This is a genomic window from Cellulophaga sp. BC115SP (assembly GCF_009905545.1).
Classification (GTDB): Bacteria; Bacteroidota; Bacteroidia; order Cytophagales; family Spirosomataceae; genus Flectobacillus; species Flectobacillus rivi.
The window spans coordinates 265,628-289,193 of the sequence record NZ_JAAALB010000003.1; the positions used below are offsets into that span (position 1 = coordinate 265,628).

Genomic DNA, 23,566 nt, shown 5'->3' on the forward strand with positions numbered 1-23,566 from the left:
TCCTTTATCTGTGATGAAAAACATCTTATAAAATAACTCTCAAAAGCGTTTGGCTTTTCATTTCCGTCTCATACCATTCTTTCACTGGATTAGAATCTTCGGTAATACCACCACCTGCAAAAAGTGTAGCTTGGTTGCCTTGAATTTTCATCGTACGAAGGTTGACAAATAAATGGCTTTCGTCATGAATATTTACAGGTCCTAAAAAACCACTGTAATACTCTCTGGAATGTAATTCATTTTCGGCAATATAGCGCAAAGCTGGTTCTTTGGGCATACCACATACGGCTGAAGTTGGATGCAAAAGCTCTATCATGACTGTGCCCAATTGTGGAAAATTCACCTCATGGGTATTGACACTATAATCAGTGCGGAGGTGCATCAAATTACCTGCCTGAACAGTTTTGGGACCTACTTCGTAATATTCACGAAGACGAATTTTCTTAAAGCATTCAATGATATATCTGCTAACAAAAGCTTGCTCTTCTATTTCTTTAGATGCCCAGCGAATTTCGGCAGGATGGTATTTTTCTCCATTTGGTCCAATAGCTGATTGCGTACCAGCCAAGGACATGGTTCTAAAAATCCCCTCTTTGTTCATGCTAATAAGCGTTTCGGGGGTTGCACCAAGCCATAAAGCCTTTTCCTGTGGTAAATACACCAACGACACAAAAGCATTTGGATATGCCACACAAAGCTTATTGAATGCCTCAACTACCTCAAAATTTTCTGGTAAAGTAATTTGCTTTGTTCTCGAAAGCACTACCTTTTGCATGTCTCCTCGCTGAATAGCATCGATGGCATCGGATACCATTTCGGCATAAGTAATCTCGTTGTAAAGCGATGATTCGGTGGGCGACTCAAAGTTTTTGGTATAATTTACGGTAAAATTGGCTGATGAAATAGGAGTGTCCTCGTGTTGTTCGTCGTAGGTGAGCTGAACTTTTCTGAAAAACTCTTGGGCTTGTTCCGAACTAGGATGAATGTTGTTTTCTACCAATTGATTGTCTTGATCAAAATGATAGTACAAATCTCCTTTTAGAAACAAGGATTCGCCAATAAAAGGACTCATAGCAAAGCCTGAAGGAAGCTCCTCTAAGTCGATTTTGGTTTGGCTAGTACGTCCAGATAAATCTATAAGTAATTGTTTTTCAGTGGATTTAGGTAATCTCCAGAGGGCAACAGGTAGCCCTTCTGAAATAGCAGTTTTCCAGAAAAATTCTAGTTGTGGCACTTGCGTCGAAATATGAGTTTCCGAAGTTGGAGTCATATTTTTGAAATGTTTATATACGTCTGAAAAATATGTTAACTATTTGTTTACTAGATAGTTGGGTAAAAATATCCCTTAAGCTATCTTTACATTTTCAAATATAACATAATTTAGAATTTACTTGTTTCAAAAAAACAGAAAATTCCATTAACCAATTGGCTATTACCTATTTTATATCAATCACCATGGTTGTTAATCGGCTTACACAAATCAAGTCGCCAGCTTCGTTGGTAATTTGGGTTTCCCATACCTGAATATTACGTCCGATTTTGATAGGAGTACATTTGCCATATACAAAACCCGATTTAGCAGATTTGAGGTGATTCGCATTAATTTCAACACCAACAGCGGTTTGTTTGGTAGGGTCGGGAAGGCTCAAAAAAGAAGCTACACTACCCAATGATTCAGCCAATACTACTGAGGCACCGCCATGTAGAAGACCCATCGGTTGCTTAGTACGATGATCGACGGGCATTTTTGCAACGAGATAGTCGGCAGTAAGTTCTACAAATTCGATGCCCAGATGATTGAGCATATTGTTTTGCCCCATGGCATTTAACTGCTCAAGGCTGTAAGAAGTATTAAACATAGTGAAGTGAATTAAATTTTTCTAAAGATAGAAAACCTTAGTTAGAGATTTGACCTATTTTTCATTTATTGGATTAAATCCAACTGTCAAAAATCCATTATTAACATAGCGAGCTATATTATCATTTTTTTAACAAAAACTTACTTTTCTGTCAAAAATCATCTCTTTTTTAGTCATGAGATAGCATAATCACCTAAAAAATGTATTTTTGTGACAATTTTTCATAGCTCTATATTACTCCATATCAACTAAATAGCATGTCTAATACCCAAAGCAATATTCCTACTAAAAAAACAATTTACCTGATACGTCACGGTGAAACAGAATTTAACCGCCAAGGTATCGTGCAGGGAAGTGGCGTAGATTCTGATTTGAATGAGCTTGGACGTGCACAGGCAGAGGCATTTTACCAAAGCTATAAAAATATCAATTTTGACAAAGTCTATACATCTGCCCTTAAAAGAACTCATCAGTCTGTTCATAAGTTTATAGAATCAGGTATCCCTTGGGAACAACATTCAGGATTAAATGAGATAAGTTGGGGCATCAGAGAAGGACGTGTGCCAAATGATATAGATAACGAATACTATAAAGTTCTTATCGAAAGTTGGGTAACAGGAGGCGTTGATATGGCAGCAGAGGGAGGCGAAAGTCCTTTGCAAGTACTAGAAAGACAAAAGCCAGCTATTGAGACAATCTTGTCTCGTCCGCATGAAGAAACTGTTTTGGTTGCCATGCACGGTCGTGCCATGAGAATTATCCTAACGATGTTGCTAGATAAGCCTCTACATGAAATGGATACATTTGAGCACTCGAACTTATGTCTGTACAAGCTGATTTACGATTACGAAACACAATCATTCTTTGCCGAACTCGAATGCGATACTACGCACTTGTTTGGTCTATAGTTTTGAGAAGTCTATAAGTTAAGAAGCCCATCGCCATGGGCTTCTTTTTTTGTGCCTGATTATGGGAGGTAACTATTGAAAAATGCATTTACTAATATTTTTCTACCCTAAATCCAAACCTTTTATCATCTCCTGATGCCATTCAATGATTTTGTGGGATAAATGTGCTTATTTTAACTGTAATTTTAAAAAAATCCTCCTGAGCAAAGCAGACATGAGTTATTACGCTAAATAAAGTTTTGAAGGTAATGAAAAATTGTCGCTAACGCATTTTAGCATGATTCAAAAACGATTATTTGCTTGTTGATACGAGCATAAATTTTTATTAATACAGACGAATTAGATAAGAAATAATGCCAAGAATCAAATTATATTGGACTCTACAGATTGTTGGTTGGTTAGCTTGGCTAGCCAATGAAGCATTGATTTATGTAAACTCTTTTGGGTGGTCGATTGACTGGTTTATTTCGGCAGACTTGAATATTGCTTTTGCGATTTTTTTGACACATAATTTTAGAAAAGTAATCAAAAAATATGGTTGGGTCGAAATGCCCATTCGTCAGGTAGTACCTCGTATTTTGGGCTCGGTGGTGTTGATGTCTATGATGATGGCGAGTATCAATATTCCGCTAGATGGTTACATTTTGCGCGAGCGTGAGCATGCTGACTTTTGGTCGATATTTTTCTTCATCCAGTTCAGTTTCAGCTTTATGAAGCCATTGATGATTTGGACTTTGTTCTATTATGCGTCTCATTATTTTGAAAGAAAATCAGAAATTGAGGTCGAAAAAGTTCGTTTAGAATCTTCTATTCGTGAAACTGAGTCAAAGGTGTTACGTGCACAAATGAACCCGCATTTTATGTTCAATGCTCTGAATAGTATTCGCGCCTTGATTTTGGAAGAACCCGAAAAAGCACAAAAAGCAGTGACGCAGTTATCCAATATATTGAGAAGTTCGTTGCTGGCCGACCGCCGTAAGACGGTTTCTCTTTCTGAAGAATTGAGGACAGTTGAAGACTATTTGGCGCTCGAAAAAATTCGTTACGAAGACCGTTTGCAGATACGTAAGAATGTTTATCCCGAAACACTTACTTGTCAAATTCCACCTATGCTGTTACAAACTTTGGTCGAAAACGCTATCAAACATGGTGTTTCTAAGCCTGTGAAGGGAGGATTTGTGAGTATCGAAACCAAAATGGTTGATAGTAAAGTCGTAATCGAAATTAGTAATACTGGCGTTTTAGAGACCACAGAATCGGGAGGTTTTGGGCTCGAAAATACAGCACATCGTTTGGAGTTATTATTTGGTGCTGATGCCAAATTTAAAATTTACCAAGCGTCCAAAGACGTAGTTACGGCCGAAATTACCGTGCCTATACCGAGTCAAGTGGTAGAAAATAAAGATAACCCTTTTGCTAAAATCACGCATATTGTGCGGGGATAGGCAGTAGGCATTAGTCTTCAGTAATATACTTTTTTAATATCCAACGCTATTACTCCAAAACCGAATGAAAGCAATTATAGTTGATGACGAAAGGTTAGCACGTAATGAATTGAAACGTTTGCTAGAAAATTTTCCTAAAATCAATATTGTAGGCGAGGCACCCAATGCCGACGAAGCGATTCAATTAATTGATGAACTTCACCCAGACCTTCTATTTTTGGATATTCAAATGCCTGGCAAAACAGGGTTCGACTTATTGGCTGAGTTGGACGGCAATGTTCCAGAAGTGATTTTTACGACAGCTTACGACGAATATGCCATTAAAGCATTCGAATTTAATGCGCTTGATTATCTTCTCAAGCCAATAGAACTACATCGTTTAAGTGAGGCTATCCAAAAAGTAGAGGAGGAGTTTGAACGCCAAAAGCAAATTTCAGATACTGCCAAAGAAGGAGCGTCTGTCTTGAGCGAAAACGATCAAGTTTTTGTCAAGGATGGCGAAAAGTGCTGGTTTGTTCGCTTAGGAAATGTTCGTTTGTTCGAATCAATGGGTAATTACGTTCGTTTGTATTTTGATGACCAAAAACCATTAGTTCTTAAGTCCTTGAATGCCCTTGAAGAACGTCTTGACCCGAAAGTATTTTTCCGTGCCAATCGTAAACATATCATTAACTTGAAATATATTCAAAAAATCGAGCCTTGGTTTTCGGGAGGTTTGCAAGTTACCCTTCGTGAAAGTGGTGACAAAATCGAAATTTCTCGCCGTCAAGCTATTAGATTTAAAGAGTTGTTGAGTTTGTAGAATAGTTATCAGGCATCAGACAAAAAGGCACTAATTAATAAAAACTAGTACCTTTTTGCCTGATGCCTGACCCCTTAAATTCTATCCCAATATCCTTCCCCCACCTTTATGATGAATTTCGGCTTCGCCTAAGAGATAGCCGTAATGCTTCAAAGAGTCAATATTGTCAAATACTACCTTGAGTATTGCAATAAATGGCAAAGCCAATACCAAACCCGAAATCCCCCAAAGTTGACCTCCCAAAATCAACGCAATCATAGCCGCAAGGGGATTGATACTTACTTTTGAGCCTACAATATGAGGTGTAATGAAGTTCCCTTCCAAAAATTGCACAAACAAAAATACGCCAGCCACTCCCACAGCATACATTGGCGAATCTTTGGTAATAAGCGCCATTAACATAGGTAAAATTGAGCCTATCATGATACCAATGTAGGGGATCAATAACAAGAATGCTGCAAGTGTACCAAAGAAAATAGCATATTCAATATCCAGTAACCACAACCCCAACGTGTTGAGTGCCGCCACTATCAAAATTACCGTAAATAATCCTAGCAAATAACTCTGTACTACAGTATAAATTCTGGTACAAACGAGGTCAATCTTTTTACGATTTCCTCTACCAAAAGCTAGATAAAAGAAACGACGGAAAAAGTCGCGATAGAGTAAAAAGAAAAACACAAAAATAGGAATCAACATCGCTGATGATAGCGAGTTGAGTGTTGTGCCCAGAGCGTTAGTAATGATATTGCCACTATTTTTGAGCAAAGTCAACGACTGATTGCGAAGCTCTGTTACTTGTTTTTTACGACTAATATGTAAGTTGTGTGACGCCCAAGATTGCAATTCATTAATGAATGTTTCGCCTTTTTTCAGAAAAGTAGGAAAGGTATCTGAAAAATCGGCAATTTGCAGTGCTATTAGGCTAATGACCCCAGCCATGATGGCAAGAGTAACCAATAGGCAAACAAATATGGCTAAGGTTCGTGGAAAATGCCATTTCTCAAGTCGATGACACAAAGGATAGAGCAACATCGAGAATAGCACCGAAAACGAGATTAAAATGAGAATTTCTTGTAATAGGTACATCCACCAAACGATAATCGATACCGTTAGAAGACCAATGAGTAATTTGATAGATGGAGGAAGCTTGATTTCTGATAACATAGCAATGGATTATAGTATTGTCGATGCCTGAGAATAAAAAGAGATAAACCTTATTTTCAAAAATACTTAAAAAACTGAAAATAGCTAGTTTTATTATCGAGAACCTACAAATTACCCCAAAACAGTTTATGCTCAAATACAAAATTCTATGGTTCTTATTTAACCTAAAGGCATCGTTGGCAAGTTACCGACATGAAGTTCATGAATTAGGTTTTCAGAAAGGGAAAAAACATTTGAAAGTTGAACGAATAGGATACCTGCCTCAGCAAGTCAATGAGAGCTCTGGATTGGTATATTTAGCTCAGGATTCAACCTTATTGACACATAATGATAGCGGTGGTGCCCCCCATATTTATCAAATAGATTTGTTTGGAAAGTTACTGAATACCTATCCTATTTCTCAGGCTAAAAATGTTGATTGGGAAGATATATCTGCCGATGAGCAAGGGAATCTTTATATAGGTGATATTGGTAATAATTCGCATCAGCGTCGGGATTTATGTATTTATCAAGTAAACAAAAAAATAGATGCTGTTTTACAAAAAATCCCTATTCATTATCCTGAAAAACAGACTGTTCCAGATGCCGAAGCTATGTTTGTTGCACAGGATTCTATTTATGTTTTTACCAAGAATTTAGATAAATCAGGCACAGACTTATTTGTGAGAAAAATAGGAGATACTGCTGATACTTTACAGTTCAAATCGCATATTAATCTGAGGACGCCAATAACAGGGGCAGCGATTAATCCACAGAAAAATAAATTTGTGTTAATAAGTTATGGAAAGATTTATTATTTTAGAATTATAGAACACCAAATAGACTTTTCGAACCCGCTCTATTGTTTAAAATTTCCCCATAAACAGACCGAATCTATAGCATTTTTAGATGAAAATGTAGTAATTATCACCAACGAACAGGGTGAAATATATAGGGTCTGTGAGAATTAACAATTCCTTAATATTGAGATAACTAATTTTGTATTGGCTTTTGAGTGTAAGTAGTTATCAGCCGCGTTACTTAATGACACTTAATGCTGGAGTAATATTGGATTAATTTTTAATTAATAGCATCCAGTGAGTTGATTTTGTTGAGTAATGATACTTTCGCTCAACGACTAATTATCAAATATATGAGCAATACGCTACCAACTCCCAAAATCCTTTTGGTCGACGACGACCCAGATATTATTGAGCTATTAGAGTACAACCTTACCAAAGAAGGATTTGATACGGCCTCGGCAACAGACGGGCTTCAAGCCTTGGAGGTGGCAAAAAAATTTAAACCAGATTTGATTTTGCTCGACGTGATGATGCCAAAAATGGATGGAATCGAAACGGCGCGTCAATTGAGATTGCTGGCAGAATTTAAGGATACCTATATTTTGTTTTTGACAGCTCGTGCAGAGGAATACACCGAAGTAGCAGCGTTTGATGTGGGTGCTGATGATTACGTTGTAAAACCTATCAAGCCTCGTGCATTGCTAAGTCGTTTGAAAGCACTTTTGAGAAGAGATTCGCAGCAGTCAGAGGCTGAAGATAAATTGGAGATAGGCTCACTTTTTATCAACCGAGTAAACTACACTGTACTCAATGATGGAAAGTCTTTAGTAATGCCTAAAAAGGAATTTGAATTATTATCGTTTCTTGCCCATCATCCCAACAAAGTATTTAGTCGTGATGAATTGTTGGAAAAAGTTTGGGGTAGCGATGTTTACGTGGTAGAAAGAACTGTAGATGTTCACATTAGAAAACTACGTGAAAAAATCCCTGAATATTATATCAAAACGCTTAAAGGTGTTGGTTATATGTTTTCGGTAGATGCTTAGAATTAATGAGATAAGATATTGACGAAATATTTTCTCTTAAAAATATAAAAAAGTCCTCTCGTGATGGGAGGGCTTTTTTTGTTGCCATTTACTCATTTTAATCCTACAACATAGGATAAATTTAGCCATTGAATCAAGAAAGGATAAGATTCTGACATTTTATGAATAACTTGCAAAATAATGCTGTTGAGGATTTTTTTCTAACTAAGCCACCAACTCCCAGCAAGCATTCCTGCCACAATTCTTTATCTGAAATAGAACTGTATATCCTTATTTTGATTTAAAATCCTAAAAAAAGAGTTGCTTACGTGGCATCGAGTAAGTGTTTTGGAATGTGTATGTATAAGATTATTTTCCATGTATGTCTGTTTTGTGTTTTAGTATGTTCTAGTTGTCATTCTCAACAAAACAGAACGGCTGAGCTAACTTCTAAATATGAATTTAGAGCCGTTTGGATAGCTACTGTCGACAATATAGACTGGCCCAAAAAAGGGCAATATAATTCAGAGGAACAAAAAAGAGATTTCATCAGAATTCTGGATGAACATAAGCGTTCAAATATGAATGCTGTAATGGTTCAGGTTCGTGATGCTTGCGATGCCTATTATGCCAAAGGACTAGAGCCTTGGTCTGAGTTTTTGACAGGTACTCAAGGCAAATTTCCTTCCCCATTTTACGATCCCCTAGATTTTATGATTCAAGAGGCACATGCTCGAAACATGGAGTTTCATGCATGGCTAAACCTCAATCGTGCTACTTTCAAAAGGGCTGGCTCTATTATGCCTGAGCATATTAGTATGACCAAACCCGAATGGATGATTCAGTATGATGGTCAAAAAGTGTTGAATTTTGGCATCCCCGAAGTACGAGATTATATTGTGCAAGTAGTGGTTGAGATTGTAAAAAACTACGATGTTGATGGTATTCATTTTGATGACTATTTTTACCCATATCCTGTGCCAGGGCAACAATTAAATGACTTTGATACTTTTCGAAAATATGGCACAGGCTATAGAAATATCGAGGACTGGAGAAGAAGTAATACCGATATTTTGATTCAACAAATAGGTGAGGCAATCAAACGCATAAAGCCTTATGTAAAATATGGTATTAGCCCATTTGGAGTTTGGCAAAATTATAGCCCTATTGTTAAAGTAGGCTCAAAAACACAGGCAGGTACTACCTCGTATCAAACACTCTATGCTGATACGCGTAAATGGATAGAGAAAGGTTGGGTAGACTATATTGTACCACAGGTGTATTTTGAACGTAGTCACCCTAAAGTACCTTACAAAGTCCTGACCGACTGGTGGAGTCAACATACTTATGGACGTCATTTGTATATCGGGCACGGTATTTATAAAATCAAGTCAGGCTGGAATAATGCGGAGGCTACAAGTCAAATTCGCTTAGACAGAAGTAATGCCAATATTCAAGGAGGTATGTTTTTTAGTTCAAAGTGCCTAACCGAGAATTATGGAGGTGTTCAAGATTCTCTAAGAGCATCGCTATATCATTATCCTGCTATCATTCCTCCTATGAAATGGAAAGATAGTATTGCCCCAAAACCACCTCAAAGGGTTATTGCGTTGAAAGATAATGGACTGAATAAGTTAGTTTGGCAACCAGGAGAGAAAGCTTCAGATGGTAACGAAAATGTATATTTTGCCGTTTATCGATTTGAAAAAGCAGAAAAGATTAACCTTTACAGAGTAGATAAAATTCTTTACGTTGGTAGAGATATTACTTTTTTAGATTATACTTCCGAAAGAGCCAGAGGCTATGTATATGCCGTCACTTCTTTTGACCGTCTGCACAATGAATCAACACCTACAATGGTTGTTGTCAATTATGGGGATACACGATAATTTAATGATTGGCTTGTTACTTTGAACAAAATGTAGGTCATTTAATTTCAAATCCCCTATAGCGCCGTGCCTAAAAAGGAGGATTCCCAACTATTGCAGATTTGGGATTTCTGATTTCGGAAATATTAAAAAATACCTTTGTTTTTTATAAAATATAGTAGATTACACTTCCGCAATCCGATATCAGAAATAGATGATTCGTAAAACCCTTCGTACGCTACTAATTCAAAATTCACTATTATTACCTAATAATACTGTCCTCTATCGGCAGTATTCCAACGAAGACCAATAGATAGCAGATTAGTGACATTATTAAGATTACTTTGCTGACTTTTAAAATCTCTATGTAAATAGTGTAAATCTACAAAGAAGTTGTGTTTGAACTGATATGAAGCTCTTATATCAAAAGTCAAATGTTGTGAAGCTACGCCCTGTCCCAAAGTATTGCCATTATTATCGTTATAATATGCTAAACGACTACGAGTGTTATAATCGAGAAGTATATTTTTTCCCCAGTTTGATCCATTACTGTCCTCCCCATAATTAGCAAAAATAGCTCTACTAACCAGTTGTAGTTTTGAAAATGGTTGAGCACGTAGTGTGCCAGTCCATTCTGAAAAATTTGCCCCTAGAGGATGAGCTAGTGCTTGATTATAATGCGAATAACTAAGTCCAGTTTTACTATGACTGTAAGTGTAAGGACGAGCCATATTATATTCTCCCAGGAAATCTAAATGTTTAATTCCTAATACGTCGATATACTTTAGTCCCAACTGAGCCCCATATTTGTTCGTCCATGAGCCAGTGTTTGAAAAAAGCTCTTTTATGATAAATTCATCTAACATGAATTGACCATATAAAGAAAACTTTTTGGCAAAATTGTACTTAAAATCAAGTCCAACTAAGGCGTTATCACCACTTCCTTGAAAACTTTCTACAAATCGATAAAAGATTACAGGATTGAGATAGTTTAGCTCAAATCCTCCCACGCCATTTGTGCTATCTCTTTTAAAAATCACACTTTCTGTAAATCCGATATTTAATTTTGAAGAGAGGTTCACACTGAGGTGATGCATTGCCATATATTTTTTGGGGAATATTTGATCAGGAGGAATACGACCTGGATTAATAAGTTCTGTAAAGAGATTTTGATATTGAAATGCGCCAATTTGAGTGGTTAATTTTAAAAATAAATATGGAGCTGAATTATCAGAAAGAATCATAGATCTAAAACCATTACCAATAATATTTTTATCGTGTCCAAATTGGATACTTATATTTTTACTAGCTTGGAAAGTTAGATAGGCACGTGCCGAGAAGAAGTCTGTTGTCAATAAATCTTGTTTAAAATATTTAGTTAATCCTTCTCCTGGCATTCCTGCTATGGGTATAGGAGATGTAGGCATATTTTGATTGAATGAATCAGCGTAGTCTTTGATATAATCTGGTACTCTAGAAATGTTATCTGTCATATAGGTATAGAAACCAATTCGATTGTTAATCATTCCTCTAATCTCAATACCACGTGTATTTAAGGAATAGTAGGATTGATTGCCTCCAGCTATCGAACCAATTTGGACATTCATTACAGGGTTGATGTGTACGTCAATATCCTCATTATGAAAGGAGTATGCATCAGCCTGTTTTTTATAAAAGTATTTGCCTATTCCTTTATTGCTGTTACCAAAGTCTTCGGAAACCCATTCCCAGTTATCGTTTTTAAAATAATTAAAATTAAATTGGTCTATCACATCAGCATGAAGGCTAGTGTCTTGGTCGATAGCCTCGATAAACTGGGCAACATCCCTACGGGTGTATGGTTTTATACCTGTGTGAAAAGTTTTTGAGAAACGCCCATATTTAATCTCATAGCGATCAAGTAAGTCATAATAATCAGCATTGAGAGGCACAAAGACACTTTGAGCTTGGAGGCTAGTAATGACAGTAAAGATAAGAAATATGATACCCAGAAGGCGTTTAGAGAACATAAGTAAGGCTTGCATGAAACAAGATTAAGGTTTATATATAACAAATGACGATAGAGTTGTAACTTTGTCACGAATCAAAATTGCTACTTTGCTATGGCCATAGGGAAATATTTTACGGTAATGGTGGCTACTGCAATCAAATTTTTTAACGGTCCTATTGCGGGACTATTATTGGAATTGACATGGTGGGAGACCGCTGTTTGTACCATTTTGGGAATGATGCTTACCGTAATTAGTGTCTTGGTAATAGGAACGAGTGTTCGTAGCTTGATACAAAAATATAGAAAAACTCCTGCAAAGCTATTTTCTCGCCGTACAAGATTTGCGGTAAAATTGTGGAAGAGGGTCGGTATTTGGGGAATATCATGCTTTACGCCATTGTTTTTTACACCAATAGGAGGCACATTATTGGCATTATCTTTTCGGGTATCTGTGCTCAGAATTCTGGTTACAATGACCATTTTTGCTGTATTTTGGGGCATCACACTTACGTATGCACTTTTTCAGCTTAGTACTTTACAAGCATTATTTTTGCACAAATAAAAGGATGAGGTTATAACCTCATCCTTTTATTTGTATTATTTTTTCTTCATATAATCACCTCGAGAGAAAAACTTCTCAATCATGCAGTAAAGTAAAATAAAGAAATAACGGCTCCCCATTTCTTTTATTTTAAGCTTTGATTCACCGTACTTACGGTTAGTCCAGCTGTTTGGTACTACCGCATAGGAATAACCTCGTACGTATGCCTTCAGAGGTAGTTCAACCGTTAGATTGAAGTGTGGAGACATGAAGGGTTTAATACCCTCGATAGTTTCACGCTTGTACAATTTAAAGGCATTGGTAGTATCGTTGGTTTTGATACCTGTGGCAAGTTTAACGATGAAGTTAGCGATGCGGTTGATGAATAATTTCAAACGAGGATAATCATATACTTTTCCACCTTTGATAAAACGACTACCAAAAACAGCATCTACGTTTTGTTCAACCATGGTATTGTAATACTTCACCAAGTCTTCTGGGTCATCAGACATATCAGCCATCATAACAGCGACACAATCGCCCGAAAAACGTTCTAAGCCATAGCGTACAGCGTACCCAAAACCATTGGGACCTTTGTTGGTAAAATATACCAAGGTTGGAATTTCAGACTGTAACGACTTCAACACCTCTTCAGTACGGTCTTTAGAGTTATCGTTGGTTACACAAATTTCGTGGTCAATATTGTATTTTTTTAGTGTTGCATACAGGGTTCGCAATGTTTCAGGAATAGATTCCTCTTCGTTGTATGCAGGGATAACTACACTTAATTTCATTTTATGATGTTGATTTATTTGGCAAATGATCTATAATATTAGTTAACCTTACTGAGCTCTGTCGAGTCTACTTGTTGTATTAATTCATGATATTCGAGTGCTGGAATAAAATGCTTTTGAGTTCGATAGTTCAATACAGTAAAAACTAAGAAAAGGGAACTCAAAAAGGCTTGTAGTATAACTATTATTGCGGTTGAAACTAGGGTTGTTGCCCAGCCTGGGGAGGCATAAGAAGTAGTAAGACGAATAATCGATACAACTAATGCTACCAAAATAGATAGTACTACCAACACTAAAGAACTTATGACGATTCGAACAGCAACGGTATCAAGATACACTGAAATAGCACTCAACCCGTGAAGAATCAAGGATACAAAGTTCATTTTAGATTTGCCCGCCAGACGAGTACCTCTAATAATAGGAACAGAGTTGTATGACAGTTTGGAACGAATTACTCCGCCAGGAAAATGATTCCAAATTTCTGAAACGTAAGCTAATTTCTTGGCTTGCTCAAAAGGGAGTATGCTGAAATTTCCAAATTCAATAACTTTTCCTGTTAATAGTCCAAAAAGTGCTTTATAGATCAAATACCCTACTCGAAAGACAGGGCCTTCACTACGCTTGGCACGTTTTGCAAAAACAATTTGCTTCGTTTTTACACAAGCATCATATAAGTGCTCCATGTCTTCAGGGCGGTCTTCGCCGTCAGAATCCATCACTAAGAGGTAATCAAAAGTACGTTCCTTTGTCAAATAAGAAAGACCTAGTGCAATAGCTTTTTGATGACTTACATTACGCCAAAGCCTGATAATTTCAAGTTTATATGCCGCAAAACGATTTACATCACAAGGAATAGAAGAGCAATCATCCACAATTACAAAAGAAAGTTGCTCAAAAAAGCTAGCCTCAACGGTATGTTTAATACGTTCAAGTAGAAGTTCTAAAGCATCCCAATCGTTGTAAAGAGGAATGAGGATTTTTATGGAATTGGGCATAATATTTTTAATTGTAATACCAATAAGTTGTTTGTATCAAACAAAATTAATGCAAATTTACCCCAAACCTATGTATTTCTCCCACTTAAATACTCTGAAAATACATCAATTAGTCCAACTACTAGCTATGTAGTTAGTAAATCTTTTGATTTAGGGAGGAGTCGGGGTAGTAGAAATAAATAAGATGTAGCTTTTTGAAATGTAAATACTATCTATAGAAAGAATAAAAAAGGACTTAAGTGTTTGTCCTAAGTCCTTTAAAAATATTACAATCGGCTAGTGATACCGTCGTGAATCTGTTGGAGAGTTTCGTTCAAACCATATTTCCAGTTCCAAGTTGGATAATGCTCTTTAAACTTCGAAAGGTCTGAAATATACCAAATATGGTCGCCAATACGGTTTGTTTCTGAGTAGCTATAACTCATTTTCTTGCCAGTAATTTCTTCACAAATTGTGATACCTTCTAGCATTGAACAGTTAGCAAAACGACCACCACCAGCGTTATATACTTCACCTACACGTGGGTTTTGGTAGAAATGCCAGAACATATTTACCAAATCATAAGAGTGAATATTGTCACGAACCTGCTTTCCTTTATAACCAAAAATAGTATAGTGATTACCCGTAATAGCACATTTCATCAAGTATGCCAAGAAGCCGTGCAATTGTGTACCAGAGTGATTTGGACCAGTCAAACATCCGCCACGGAAGATACCTGTTTTCATACCGAAATAACGACCGTATTCTTGTACCAAAATATCTGCTGCTACTTTTGAGGCACCAAACAATGAGTGTTTAGTATGGTCAATACTTAAGTTTTCATCGATACCATTTTCGAAATACTGGTGGTTGGTATCAATTTCCCAACGAGTTTCTGTTTCGATTAATGGTAAGAAGTTTGGATTGTCTCCGTAAACTTTGTTTGTAGATGTAAAAATAAATACAGCTTCAGGACAGTGCAAACGAGTCATTTCAAGCATGTTGAGTGTACCATTTGCATTCACTGAAAAGTCTGTAAATGGTTCTCTTGCTGCCCAGTCGTGAGAAGGTTGTGCTGCGGTATGTAAAATTAATTTGATGTCTGCACCAAATTCTTTGAAAATCACTTCTAATTGAGAAACTTCTCTAATATCAGCTTGATAGTGTTTATAATTAGCAAATTGTTCTTCTAGGCGATTGCGATTCCAAGCAGTTGAAGCTTCTTGACCGAAGAAGTATTGGCGCATATTATTATCAATACCAATTACAAGGTCGAATTTTTCAGAAAAGAATGATACTGCTTCACTACCAATAAGGCCAGCTGAGCCTGTAACTAATGCAATGTTCATAATTATAAAAAAGAGGGGGTTAAATAGAAAAGAATAGGTTGAAGCCCTAGTACCCTTCTAACTAAAAAGCGTTACAAACAGAGTCGCAACGCTTTTTATCATCTATAAAAAAAGATTAAAATCTTAGAGTATTAATTTCCTTGAGTAATTTCAGCAGCTGGACCGTACAATTTCTCACGGATTTTTGCAGCTCTTACTTCGTTTTCTGGCTTAGCTGTGTACTTATTTTTTGTTTGACGTGCAGCACTGTCTGGGTGAACGCCGTACACATACTCATCTCCTGCGCGTAGGTCTTTTTGCTTGATAGTATTGTTTTTTTGGTAGTCACAAGCTACTGCTAACATGGCTACTGCTGCGATGGCTAAGATATTTTTGCGATTCATTGCTATGTATTTATTTGACTCGTTATCAGAAACTAGGTTACAAAAATAGCCCCAGTTTTTTAATTAAAAAAGTTTCTTGCAAAGTTAAACTACCTTTTTTCGCAAATATGATATATCAGTTCTTCTACAAGCATTTAGAAATGTACAAACTTGTACTATTCTTAGAATGGCAAACCTATCGCAATGTTTAGAATTAGGTTTTCTTTGCGCCAATCAGAGCTTGAAAAGTCGATGTCTTTAATGACCCATCTCTCTGCCTCTGGTAAGTATGGCTTACGTAGTGGCGTTGCTAAATCAAAGCGAAGTAAGAGATAAGTAAAGTCGAAACGTAAACCAACACCAGCTCCAACGGCAAGCTGCTTATAAAAATCCTTCCCAAATACACCATCTGCACCATATAAAACCTCATCTTTATACATCCAAACGTTCCCTGCATCTACAAATAATGCTCCTTGTATAAAGTCGTTAACTTTAGCTCTAAGCTCGGTATTCATTTCTAATTTCATATCACCAGCTTGTGCTCCTAAGAACGTTGTGGCGTTATCACCAGAGGCATAATAAGCTCCAGGACCAATGCCACGTGCCACAAATGCCCTGATACTATTGCTACCTCCTACAATATATTGCTTTGGAAATGGAAGGGAATTGGAGTTGCCATAGGGTAAACCAAAGCCAAGCATGACACGATTCGCCCATTTGATTTTACTATTGATAGTTTTGCTATATCGCATATCCAAATCATTTCGGATATAGCGAGCATAACCTACACCAAATAAAGTTTGGGCTTCATTCGTTGAATTGGCTGATTTAGCAAGCACACTTGCTAAATTCCCCGCAATTTCAAAACTTCCCGACAGGGCAAAGCTTGAGCTTTTGGTAGGTCTTGGATTATAAAAAAACTGATAAATAGAACTTGGTATAATCGTATTTTGATCTAAAATAGTACCTAGTTGCTGTGGTGCGAACATAATCATGTAATTGATATAATCAAATGAAAAATCAAATGTTCGTACATAACTGATTGAGAGTGGTGTAAACGTATGTCTTAGTGTTGAATTCTGACTCCAGTCATAGGCCAAAGAACCACTCAAAGAGGTAGTTCGATACATGTTACCTCGATTGATATATTCGTAATTGACATTGAATGTTGTCGAAGGTAAGGACTGATTACGCGTTGGATTGAACTTAATAAATGGTACAGCAAAACGTGGTAGCGTAAGCGATGTTGCTACTTTGTAAGTCGAGTTATTGATGGCATTGGCTCCACCACCCACTTGAAACTGGAGACCTGTTGAGGCTGAAATGGTAAAAATTTCAGCACCTCTAAACAAGTTTAAATTACGCCAATTTACCGCAATATCAGTACCATTGAAGTTGTTTGATTTCGATGAACCACTCAATTCTGCCTGTAAGGATTTGTGTTTTTGTGGGGTCAAATAATAGTACACATCCAACAATGCCGAGTCTGAACGAGAAACTAATTCAAACTTATTTTTGACAAATTTGAAATTTTTGAGATTAATCAAACGAGATAAAGAAACGTCTTGAAAACGGCTAGAATAATTACGACCATGACGGAAACCAATCGCATCTGCAAACACTTTTGGACGGTATCTTTTGAGGGGATCTTGAATATCAATTCCTTGATAGTTCGTTTGTTTAATATTGGTCGTATCTACTCTTAAATCTCCATAATCAGTAATCACATGAATGTCGTTGATATAGTAAATCTTTTTGGCTACCTGAGCAACATTGGGTTTTATCTCGACCAAAATATCCACTTTAGTTTTTTTACTCATCGAATCTGCTTTGAAGATTACATAATCGGGACGGAAGTAATAAAATCCACGCTGTTTTAGTTCGCGTTCAATACGATTGCGCTCTGCCACTAAGGTTTCATAATTATACGGGTTACCCTTTACCAAAAGCGTTCTTTTCTGAGTATTGAGTAGCGCTTTCCCAAATACACTAGTATCTCCATCTGTTTCAAAATGAATCGAATCGAGCAGATATTGCGGTTTTAGATTAATGGTATAAACGGCTTTTGCTAGACGTTTTTGGTCAACAAGGTCACCTGTAGTGGTGGTTCTAAAAAAACCTTGGTTGTTCAATAAGACATTAATTTGTTTGGTATTAGCATTAATGACGCCACGACTTGCTAGCACAGGAGGCTCACCAAATTTGCGGCGAAACCATGATCTAAATCCTTTGGGTTTGCGTGGCTCGCCCATGACATAATATAGCCACACTCGATACGGAAAACCCATGATAGCTGTATTGGGTTTGGGTCTTACAAACTCGGTCAGTTCAGCATTTACACGTTCTATCTCTGATTTTTTGATGCTCGAATCGGCTTTGACTTTAATTTCGGCACCCGTGTATAGGCTTTCGCCAGCAGGGAGCTTTTTGGTCACCGAGCAGCTGGCTAGTAGAAGTACAAGACCGATATATAGTGCACTCTTTTGAATCATGTTTGTAATGGCTATTTTAGGCTTTGAGCATTCTGCTTTAAGCCATCATATATAAGTTTAAATTATAGTTTTTGCTACAAGATGAGCTTTATTTCATCTGATAGCTATGACTTTTACATTATAAATTGCTGCTTTAAGCTCTAGGTTAAAAGCAACAAAGTATTTTTCGTAGAAATAATGAAAGCTTTTTGCCTAACGCCTAATAATGCAATCTCATTTTGCCTTATTGTTTTTTTGAAAAAACTCTTTCACGGATTGGTATTCCAAGGTAATGACAAAACTCACGCCTGTTTCTACCACAAAACCTTCGAGTACTGTTTGAAATTGATTTTTACGGAATGCCCTAAAACGATACCTTCCATCTTCTGTAAGACTATAGTTTACAGCGACGTTATCAAATACCTCAGTTGGATTTCGTTGCACACCGTTGGTATTTTCAAGTTCAAAGTTTTTCCCAACCTCAACCTTTAATCTATCATTGAAAAAAGCTTTGGATAGTCCAAGGTTCAAATCTGTTCGGGCAGATGACTGCCCTGCAATATTACTTTGACTAGAATTAAGGTTTACACTCAAGTTTACCCCTTTAATCACATCGGCAGCCAATCTTTCGAGCTGGTCAGAAAGAAGTTTACTCACACTTTGACGAGCAATGGCTTCGGGGTTGATTGTAGAGAAAAAGTCGGATGATTTTTCTGAGAAAAATCTATTTAAAATCAATAAAGCAAAAACCTGTTTGTTGTTTTCCGCAATATCTGTTTGTGCCAAATACTTTAATCTATCATTTATCTTCGTTTTGACGTCGTTGTCTATGGCCAATTGTGTTTTGTCATTTAAGGTAATACTAAAAGACGTTTCCAGTTTTTTCATTGGACCGTTGAGATTTAGGTTTACATCAAAAGGCATTTTTTGACGATATTGTGATTCGGTAGAACTCAACAGGTCGGAAGGAGAGGCCATAGTCTGGTAAATCGCTGTAATGTCGATATTACCGCTCAAAGGGTCACCCATCCAAACGATATTACTGCCGGGCTTGATTTTAAACTGCTTTTTGAGGAGTTCAAATGACAAATCGTAGCTCCCTTCTGTAAGTGAATACATCCCCAAAATGTAAGGTTGACCATTGGAACTGATCCCTGCATTGAGTTGAGCTTTGCCACGTACTTTGAGGTTATCGCCGTTTAATTCATCTACAACAATGGTCATTTCTGACTTTTCGTCGGCTTCCAATAACAAACTTACTTCCGAAATAAAACTAGTATTGTATTTGGTCTGAGTGTTATTGGTTGAGTCTTTGGTCAATGCTTTTTTATTTTTATCGATAAAAACTACTACATCGTTGATGGCTTCTTCACTTACGCTATTGTCGGGCATTAGTACGAAAATGCTACTTTTCTCAATCAACTTTACATTGCCATCGACCACTGCCGTACTTGTTGAGCCACTGATATTCATGTTGGCATCAACAAATGCTTTGCCATAGAAGAAATCATTGTCTTTACGCGTTGAATTGAGCACCATGAAGTTTTTGGTCGAAATCGCCAGTTTGTATTCTACTTCAGGAAGTTTTTGGAAAATAACTTTACCGTTGACTCTCAAAGGTTGGTTGAGCGTATCGCTGAGCGTAAAGTTTTTGAATTCCATTTCATGGTTTTGGAAATAGATTTTTTGTTTATCAATCAAGAGTTTTGTACCTAATTGAGAAACATCAAATGCCACTTTTTCAAAACCAATAAATCCAGCAATATCTGGTTGCTCGTTTGCTCCTTTAATTGTGATATTTCCGTTGAGACTACCATAGGCTCGGCGCATTTGCCCAAAACTAAACGCCTGAATAGTTTTTGTGCTCAACTTATTGATATTCAATGAGAAATTGAGTGGTTTTTTGTCGCCCAAGATATAGTTTCCGATTAAGGCTATATCATTTTGGTCATTTTTTAAGGTGGTATTTACCGAAATTTTCTCAGGCGTCTCGTTATACACATGTGCTACCAAATCTCCAATGGGTGTATTTTGGAAGGTAAAACCCTGTACGGTTACATCACCTGTAAATGAGGGTGATTTCATGTAGTTTGCCAAAATGATTTTTCCGTCGATGGTTCCATCTGCAATTGTGGAGTCAGGATATACGAGCTTAATCATTTTGTGTAAATCCAATTTTTGAGCAATAATCTCTAACGGAGCATTGGGCGCCATTTCTGGGGTATGAATCTGAAGTAATTGTTCTTGATTTTGTAAAGAAAAATTACTCACAATCAAGCCCGCCTCACCGTATTGTAAGAAACCATTCTCGGCAACTTTCCACGGCTCGTAATTGAGTTTTAAACCATTTGGTAAAAGATTGATTCTGAATTGGTCTGAAAAGTTGGCGACTTGCCCTGCCACTCTATGATGCTCTTTTTGAAGAGAGTCTAATAAAACAAGGTTAAATTGTGCGATATCGTCGTTTACTTCTCCATCGAGTTTAGTCTTCAGCATTTGGAAAGCATTAAAACTCAATTTTTCTAAACTTGTTTGGTAAGTAATTTTGCTCGAATCAGAGCGCATACCAAAGGCTATTTGTTGCACACGAATGGTATCGTATTCAACAAAAGGTATTTTCAAATCCATTTGCATGGTATGACCCGCTTCGTTACTCAGTGTCGCGTTGAACGTGGTAGAGTCTAGTCTGGTCAAAGCTGGTACAAAAGCTTTGATGGCAGGGTGACCAATCGCTTTGGCTTTGATGGTAATGTCGTAAGGCTCGGTGATAAGTTTCGGATTTTGATTCGGGATTCTGAAATGACGATTAATATCCGAAATGATAATGTCAGCTAACTGCACATAATTAAATTGACCAAACATTTGGGCTTGCAGGAATGGCGCTTGAATACTGAAAGCATTACGCTCATTGTTGTTTTGCGCCAAAATCTTAATATCATCCAAAGGAATAGGCTTACCATCTTGCGTCACAACGGCTTCATCAATCGCGATGCTGCCATTGAACTTAGCAGGATTAGTATTGGTCAAATTCATTTTTACTTGTCCTTTGATAGCTATATCATCGGGGTAAAGATGAAGATTTTTGAGCTTGAGCTGTTTAATAGCTAAAGTACCCTGAATAGCTGGATATTCGTTTGCTAGATTGGCTTTTGCTTGTAGATTGAAATTTGCATTTGGGTCTTCAAAAAGAGCATTAATCTGCGCTTCTTGATTACGAATCGTGGTGGCAAACTGCAAATCTTTGTAGTCATACCCCTTGATAACTGCTTGTTCTATCTTGCCTTTTATTTCGGCATCCATAGTTTTGGGATTTGTCCCTTTTCCATGAAAATCCGTTACTAAAGTCATTTTGCCATATTGCTCTGGCTGTTTGAGCAATTTGCCTAAATCAAACTCATTGAGTGACAACTGACCGTCGTATTGCTGTTTGTTTGGAACAGTTATATTGACAAGTGTACCTTTAAATTGTGCTTTGCCAAGGTCAGAAATCAATTGTGTATTTACATTTAGATTATTGACTTTGCCTCCGATTGTCCCTTTCAATACAATTGTTTCTGGCAGTTCAATCGCCGTTGGAAGCATTTCTTTTGGTACGATTTTCTGAATATCGCTTTTAGTCACGGATACTTCATCGATACCAACTTTTACACTTGTTTTTTCAACAGAAGGTAAGCCAACGATATTGCCATGCAACTGAATTTTGCTATGGTCAAACCCTTGGATTGTCAGTCCTGCGATACTCAAATTATTGACAGTACCTGTAGCTTTGCCTTTAAAACGCAATACTTCCTGACTATTTCCTGCGAGAGGAGGCGTTTGAGCCAGTTGTGGCGCAAGTAAGAGTATGTCAGAAAAGGCTAGTTTGCTATCTTTAAGATTGACTAAAACTCTTGTTGACCCTATGTTTTTACTCAGCTGGTCGAGGGAGTTATAACTTAGACTTACCTCATCACGAATGATACTTTTGGGTGTTTGAATAGTAAGTTTTTTAAGGAATGCTTTTTTATCAGTATAAGCGAAGTCGGTTTGGAGTTTTTGTAAAACAAAACCGCTTTTTTCCTTCATCGAGATGTTCTGAAGCCATCCTGTTACTCCTTTAGACGAGTATTGAATTCTTTCGGCTTCTATATTTAATGGCGTGATGCCAATATGTGCAGGGTCTAGACCTTTACTTTGACGAGGTTTTCCCAAATCATCATAAGCAATGGTGTTGTTTTTCATCAGAATCTTTTGAACACCAAACGTCCATCCTTTTTCTGGAGTTTTAGATTGTGCTACAGTAGGAGCAGGGACTGGCTTTTGAGAAGATTTTGGCGTTGGCTTGATATTGACTTTAACAGATGAATTGTCGAGGTAAAAGGTTTTGAGATGAATCAGTTGCTCTGCCATCGAAAACTTATCTGCTTCAGCACTGGCTTTGGTAATGTGTCCTTTGGTCGAAAGTCCTCCTGCTTGGTCGCTAATATCAAAGGCAATATCATCGAGATTAACTTTTTCAAAACCAAAATTTACGGGACTTGAATTTGTATCTGGAGGCGATACTTTTAATGCTGGATAGGTTTTTAATAGCAAATTAGCACCATTGAGCTTCGTATTTGCTAGTTGGTAAGTAGATGAATTAAGGTCAATTTTCTTGAAAGAAGTTTCAAACGACTTGAATGCTACATCTGCATCAGTACCGATGACGTTATCCAGATAAGTAACATGAATATCTTTTAGACTTACCTTGCCAATGTTCATCAACAAACTACTAGGTGTTGTATCATTTTTGGCAGGAGTCGTATTAGGAGAGGCGAAAGCTTTTACAATATGGTCAAAATTGAAGGTAGTATCAGGTAAAGTCCTTTTGATTTTGGCACGAATACCTTCCAGTTCAACTTTGTTAATGGTTACCTTACTTTTGAGCAAAGCAAGCATATCCAAATCTACATACAGTTTTTGGGCAGCTACGAGTGTATCTTTTTTATTATCAGCTACAAATACCTCGTCGAGTTCTATCCAGTCGGGGATGTGATAGGCAATACGTTTGGCTGATACTTTCGAGCCAAATTTGTTTTCTAAAAATTTTGTCACTTCCGTAGTAACTAGCGCTTGTCCACTTGGTGTTTGCAAATAGACAAAAGCCCCTATGACTAATAGGAAAATGATAGCAATTGAAAATAGTATGATGCGGATATATGACTTCATAAGTAGGGTAAAAAACATTATGAGTAGTGTTTTATGACTCAG

The 23,566-nt window shown here is 37.1% G+C and carries 17 protein-coding genes; 7 read left to right on the forward strand and 10 right to left on the reverse strand.

Annotated elements, in window-relative coordinates:
- Nucleotides 1–25: 25 nt before the first annotated feature.
- Together GVN22_RS04065 and GVN22_RS04070 are read right to left on the reverse strand one after the other, a co-directional pair.
- Complete coding sequence (locus tag GVN22_RS04065; RefSeq protein WP_166549771.1) at nucleotides 26–1,270, reverse strand: chorismate-binding protein; 1,245 nt, start codon at nucleotides 1,268–1,270, stop codon at nucleotides 26–28.
- 166 nt (nucleotides 1,271–1,436) lie between these two features.
- Nucleotides 1,437–1,859, reverse strand: coding sequence for a hotdog fold thioesterase (locus GVN22_RS04070; protein ID WP_166549772.1), 423 nt, complete (start codon nucleotides 1,857–1,859; stop codon nucleotides 1,437–1,439).
- A 257-nt stretch (nucleotides 1,860–2,116) separates the two neighbouring features.
- Between GVN22_RS04070 and GVN22_RS04075 the strand changes: the two genes are divergently transcribed.
- From GVN22_RS04075 to GVN22_RS04085, 3 genes are all read left to right on the forward strand, one after another.
- Nucleotides 2,117–2,767: a histidine phosphatase family protein gene (locus tag GVN22_RS04075; protein ID WP_166549773.1), complete on the forward strand. Its 651-nt coding sequence runs from the start codon at nucleotides 2,117–2,119 to the stop codon at nucleotides 2,765–2,767.
- A 353-nt stretch (nucleotides 2,768–3,120) separates the two neighbouring features.
- The gene (locus GVN22_RS04080; protein WP_166549774.1) at nucleotides 3,121–4,212 is read left to right on the forward strand and encodes a sensor histidine kinase; all 1,092 of its coding nucleotides are present in this window, start codon (nucleotides 3,121–3,123) and stop codon (nucleotides 4,210–4,212) included.
- Nucleotides 4,213–4,276: 64 nt separating this feature from the next.
- Nucleotides 4,277–5,014 carry a LytTR family DNA-binding domain-containing protein gene (locus tag GVN22_RS04085; protein WP_095160675.1) on the forward strand — a complete coding sequence of 246 codons (738 nt, stop codon included), beginning with the start codon at nucleotides 4,277–4,279 and terminating at the stop codon, nucleotides 5,012–5,014.
- An 81-nt stretch (nucleotides 5,015–5,095) separates the two neighbouring features.
- Here GVN22_RS04085 and GVN22_RS04090 read toward each other — a convergent pair whose 3' ends face one another.
- Nucleotides 5,096–6,181, reverse strand: coding sequence for an AI-2E family transporter (locus GVN22_RS04090; protein ID WP_166549775.1), 1,086 nt, complete (start codon nucleotides 6,179–6,181; stop codon nucleotides 5,096–5,098).
- A gap of 128 nt (nucleotides 6,182–6,309) precedes the next feature.
- Here GVN22_RS04090 and GVN22_RS04095 point away from each other — a divergent pair, with 128 nt between their 5' ends.
- The 3 genes from GVN22_RS04095 (at nucleotide 6,310) to GVN22_RS04105 (ending at nucleotide 9,877) form a co-directional block, all read left to right on the forward strand.
- A complete protein-coding gene (locus tag GVN22_RS04095) occupies nucleotides 6,310–7,131 on the forward strand; it encodes a hypothetical protein (RefSeq protein ID WP_166549776.1) in 822 nt (273 codons plus the stop codon).
- Between the two features lie 182 nt (nucleotides 7,132–7,313).
- Nucleotides 7,314–8,009: a response regulator transcription factor gene (locus GVN22_RS04100; protein WP_166549777.1), complete on the forward strand. Its 696-nt coding sequence runs from the start codon at nucleotides 7,314–7,316 to the stop codon at nucleotides 8,007–8,009.
- Between the two features lie 338 nt (nucleotides 8,010–8,347).
- Nucleotides 8,348–9,877, forward strand: coding sequence for a glycoside hydrolase family 10 protein (locus tag GVN22_RS04105; RefSeq protein ID WP_166549778.1), 1,530 nt, complete (start codon nucleotides 8,348–8,350; stop codon nucleotides 9,875–9,877).
- Between the two features lie 245 nt (nucleotides 9,878–10,122).
- Here the strand turns inward: GVN22_RS04105 and GVN22_RS04110 are convergent, their stop codons facing one another.
- A complete protein-coding gene (locus GVN22_RS04110; RefSeq protein WP_166549779.1) occupies nucleotides 10,123–11,880 on the reverse strand; it encodes a capsule assembly Wzi family protein in 1,758 nt (585 codons plus the stop codon).
- A gap of 78 nt (nucleotides 11,881–11,958) precedes the next feature.
- On the opposite strand from GVN22_RS04110, the gene GVN22_RS04115 reads away from it, so the two are divergent.
- Complete coding sequence (locus GVN22_RS04115; RefSeq protein ID WP_166549780.1) at nucleotides 11,959–12,408, forward strand: hypothetical protein; 450 nt, start codon at nucleotides 11,959–11,961, stop codon at nucleotides 12,406–12,408.
- Nucleotides 12,409–12,443: 35 nt separating this feature from the next.
- Here GVN22_RS04115 and GVN22_RS04120 read toward each other — a convergent pair whose 3' ends face one another.
- The 6 genes from GVN22_RS04120 to GVN22_RS04145 form a co-directional block, all read right to left on the reverse strand.
- The gene (locus GVN22_RS04120; RefSeq protein ID WP_166549781.1) at nucleotides 12,444–13,181 is read right to left on the reverse strand and encodes a glycosyltransferase family 2 protein; all 738 of its coding nucleotides are present in this window, start codon (nucleotides 13,179–13,181) and stop codon (nucleotides 12,444–12,446) included.
- A 38-nt stretch (nucleotides 13,182–13,219) separates the two neighbouring features.
- A complete protein-coding gene (locus GVN22_RS04125) occupies nucleotides 13,220–14,176 on the reverse strand; it encodes a glycosyltransferase (protein WP_166549782.1) in 957 nt (318 codons plus the stop codon).
- Nucleotides 14,177–14,442: 266 nt separating this feature from the next.
- A complete protein-coding gene (locus GVN22_RS04130; protein ID WP_095160666.1) occupies nucleotides 14,443–15,504 on the reverse strand; it encodes an NAD-dependent epimerase/dehydratase family protein in 1,062 nt (353 codons plus the stop codon).
- A 131-nt stretch (nucleotides 15,505–15,635) separates the two neighbouring features.
- Complete coding sequence (locus GVN22_RS04135) at nucleotides 15,636–15,887, reverse strand: hypothetical protein (RefSeq protein ID WP_095160665.1); 252 nt, start codon at nucleotides 15,885–15,887, stop codon at nucleotides 15,636–15,638.
- 161 nt (nucleotides 15,888–16,048) lie between these two features.
- On the reverse strand, nucleotides 16,049–18,358 hold the full coding sequence (locus GVN22_RS04140) for a BamA/TamA family outer membrane protein (RefSeq protein ID WP_166549783.1): 2,310 nt from the start codon (nucleotides 18,356–18,358) through the stop codon (nucleotides 16,049–16,051).
- A 213-nt stretch (nucleotides 18,359–18,571) separates the two neighbouring features.
- Nucleotides 18,572–23,524, reverse strand: coding sequence for a translocation/assembly module TamB domain-containing protein (locus GVN22_RS04145; RefSeq protein WP_166549784.1), 4,953 nt, complete (start codon nucleotides 23,522–23,524; stop codon nucleotides 18,572–18,574).
- Between the last annotated feature and the right edge of the window lie 42 nt (nucleotides 23,525–23,566).

Excerpts from the sequence above, each read along its gene's own strand:
- GVN22_RS04110 (WP_166549779.1), bottom strand. The coding sequence starts at position 11,880 with ATGCAAGCCTTACTTATGTTCTCTAAACGCCTTCTGGGTATCATATTT.
- GVN22_RS04095 (WP_166549776.1), top strand. The coding sequence starts at position 6,310 with ATGCTCAAATACAAAATTCTATGGTTCTTATTTAACCTAAAGGCATCG.
- GVN22_RS04070 (WP_166549772.1), bottom strand. The coding sequence starts at position 1,859 with ATGTTTAATACTTCTTACAGCCTTGAGCAGTTAAATGCCATGGGGCAA.
- GVN22_RS04115 (WP_166549780.1), top strand. The coding sequence starts at position 11,959 with ATGGCCATAGGGAAATATTTTACGGTAATGGTGGCTACTGCAATCAAA.
- GVN22_RS04130 (WP_095160666.1), bottom strand. The coding sequence starts at position 15,504 with ATGAACATTGCATTAGTTACAGGCTCAGCTGGCCTTATTGGTAGTGAA.
- GVN22_RS04085 (WP_095160675.1), top strand. The coding sequence starts at position 4,277 with ATGAAAGCAATTATAGTTGATGACGAAAGGTTAGCACGTAATGAATTG.
- GVN22_RS04090 (WP_166549775.1), bottom strand. The coding sequence starts at position 6,181 with ATGTTATCAGAAATCAAGCTTCCTCCATCTATCAAATTACTCATTGGT.
- GVN22_RS04100 (WP_166549777.1), top strand. The coding sequence starts at position 7,314 with ATGAGCAATACGCTACCAACTCCCAAAATCCTTTTGGTCGACGACGAC.
- GVN22_RS04080 (WP_166549774.1), top strand. The coding sequence starts at position 3,121 with ATGCCAAGAATCAAATTATATTGGACTCTACAGATTGTTGGTTGGTTA.
- GVN22_RS04145 (WP_166549784.1), bottom strand. The coding sequence starts at position 23,524 with ATGAAGTCATATATCCGCATCATACTATTTTCAATTGCTATCATTTTC.
- GVN22_RS04105 (WP_166549778.1), top strand. The coding sequence starts at position 8,348 with ATGTATAAGATTATTTTCCATGTATGTCTGTTTTGTGTTTTAGTATGT.
- GVN22_RS04075 (WP_166549773.1), top strand. The coding sequence starts at position 2,117 with ATGTCTAATACCCAAAGCAATATTCCTACTAAAAAAACAATTTACCTG.
- GVN22_RS04125 (WP_166549782.1), bottom strand. The coding sequence starts at position 14,176 with ATGCCCAATTCCATAAAAATCCTCATTCCTCTTTACAACGATTGGGAT.
- GVN22_RS04135 (WP_095160665.1), bottom strand. The coding sequence starts at position 15,887 with ATGAATCGCAAAAATATCTTAGCCATCGCAGCAGTAGCCATGTTAGCA.
- GVN22_RS04140 (WP_166549783.1), bottom strand. The coding sequence starts at position 18,358 with ATGATTCAAAAGAGTGCACTATATATCGGTCTTGTACTTCTACTAGCC.
- GVN22_RS04120 (WP_166549781.1), bottom strand. The coding sequence starts at position 13,181 with ATGAAATTAAGTGTAGTTATCCCTGCATACAACGAAGAGGAATCTATT.
- GVN22_RS04065 (WP_166549771.1), bottom strand. The coding sequence starts at position 1,270 with ATGACTCCAACTTCGGAAACTCATATTTCGACGCAAGTGCCACAACTA.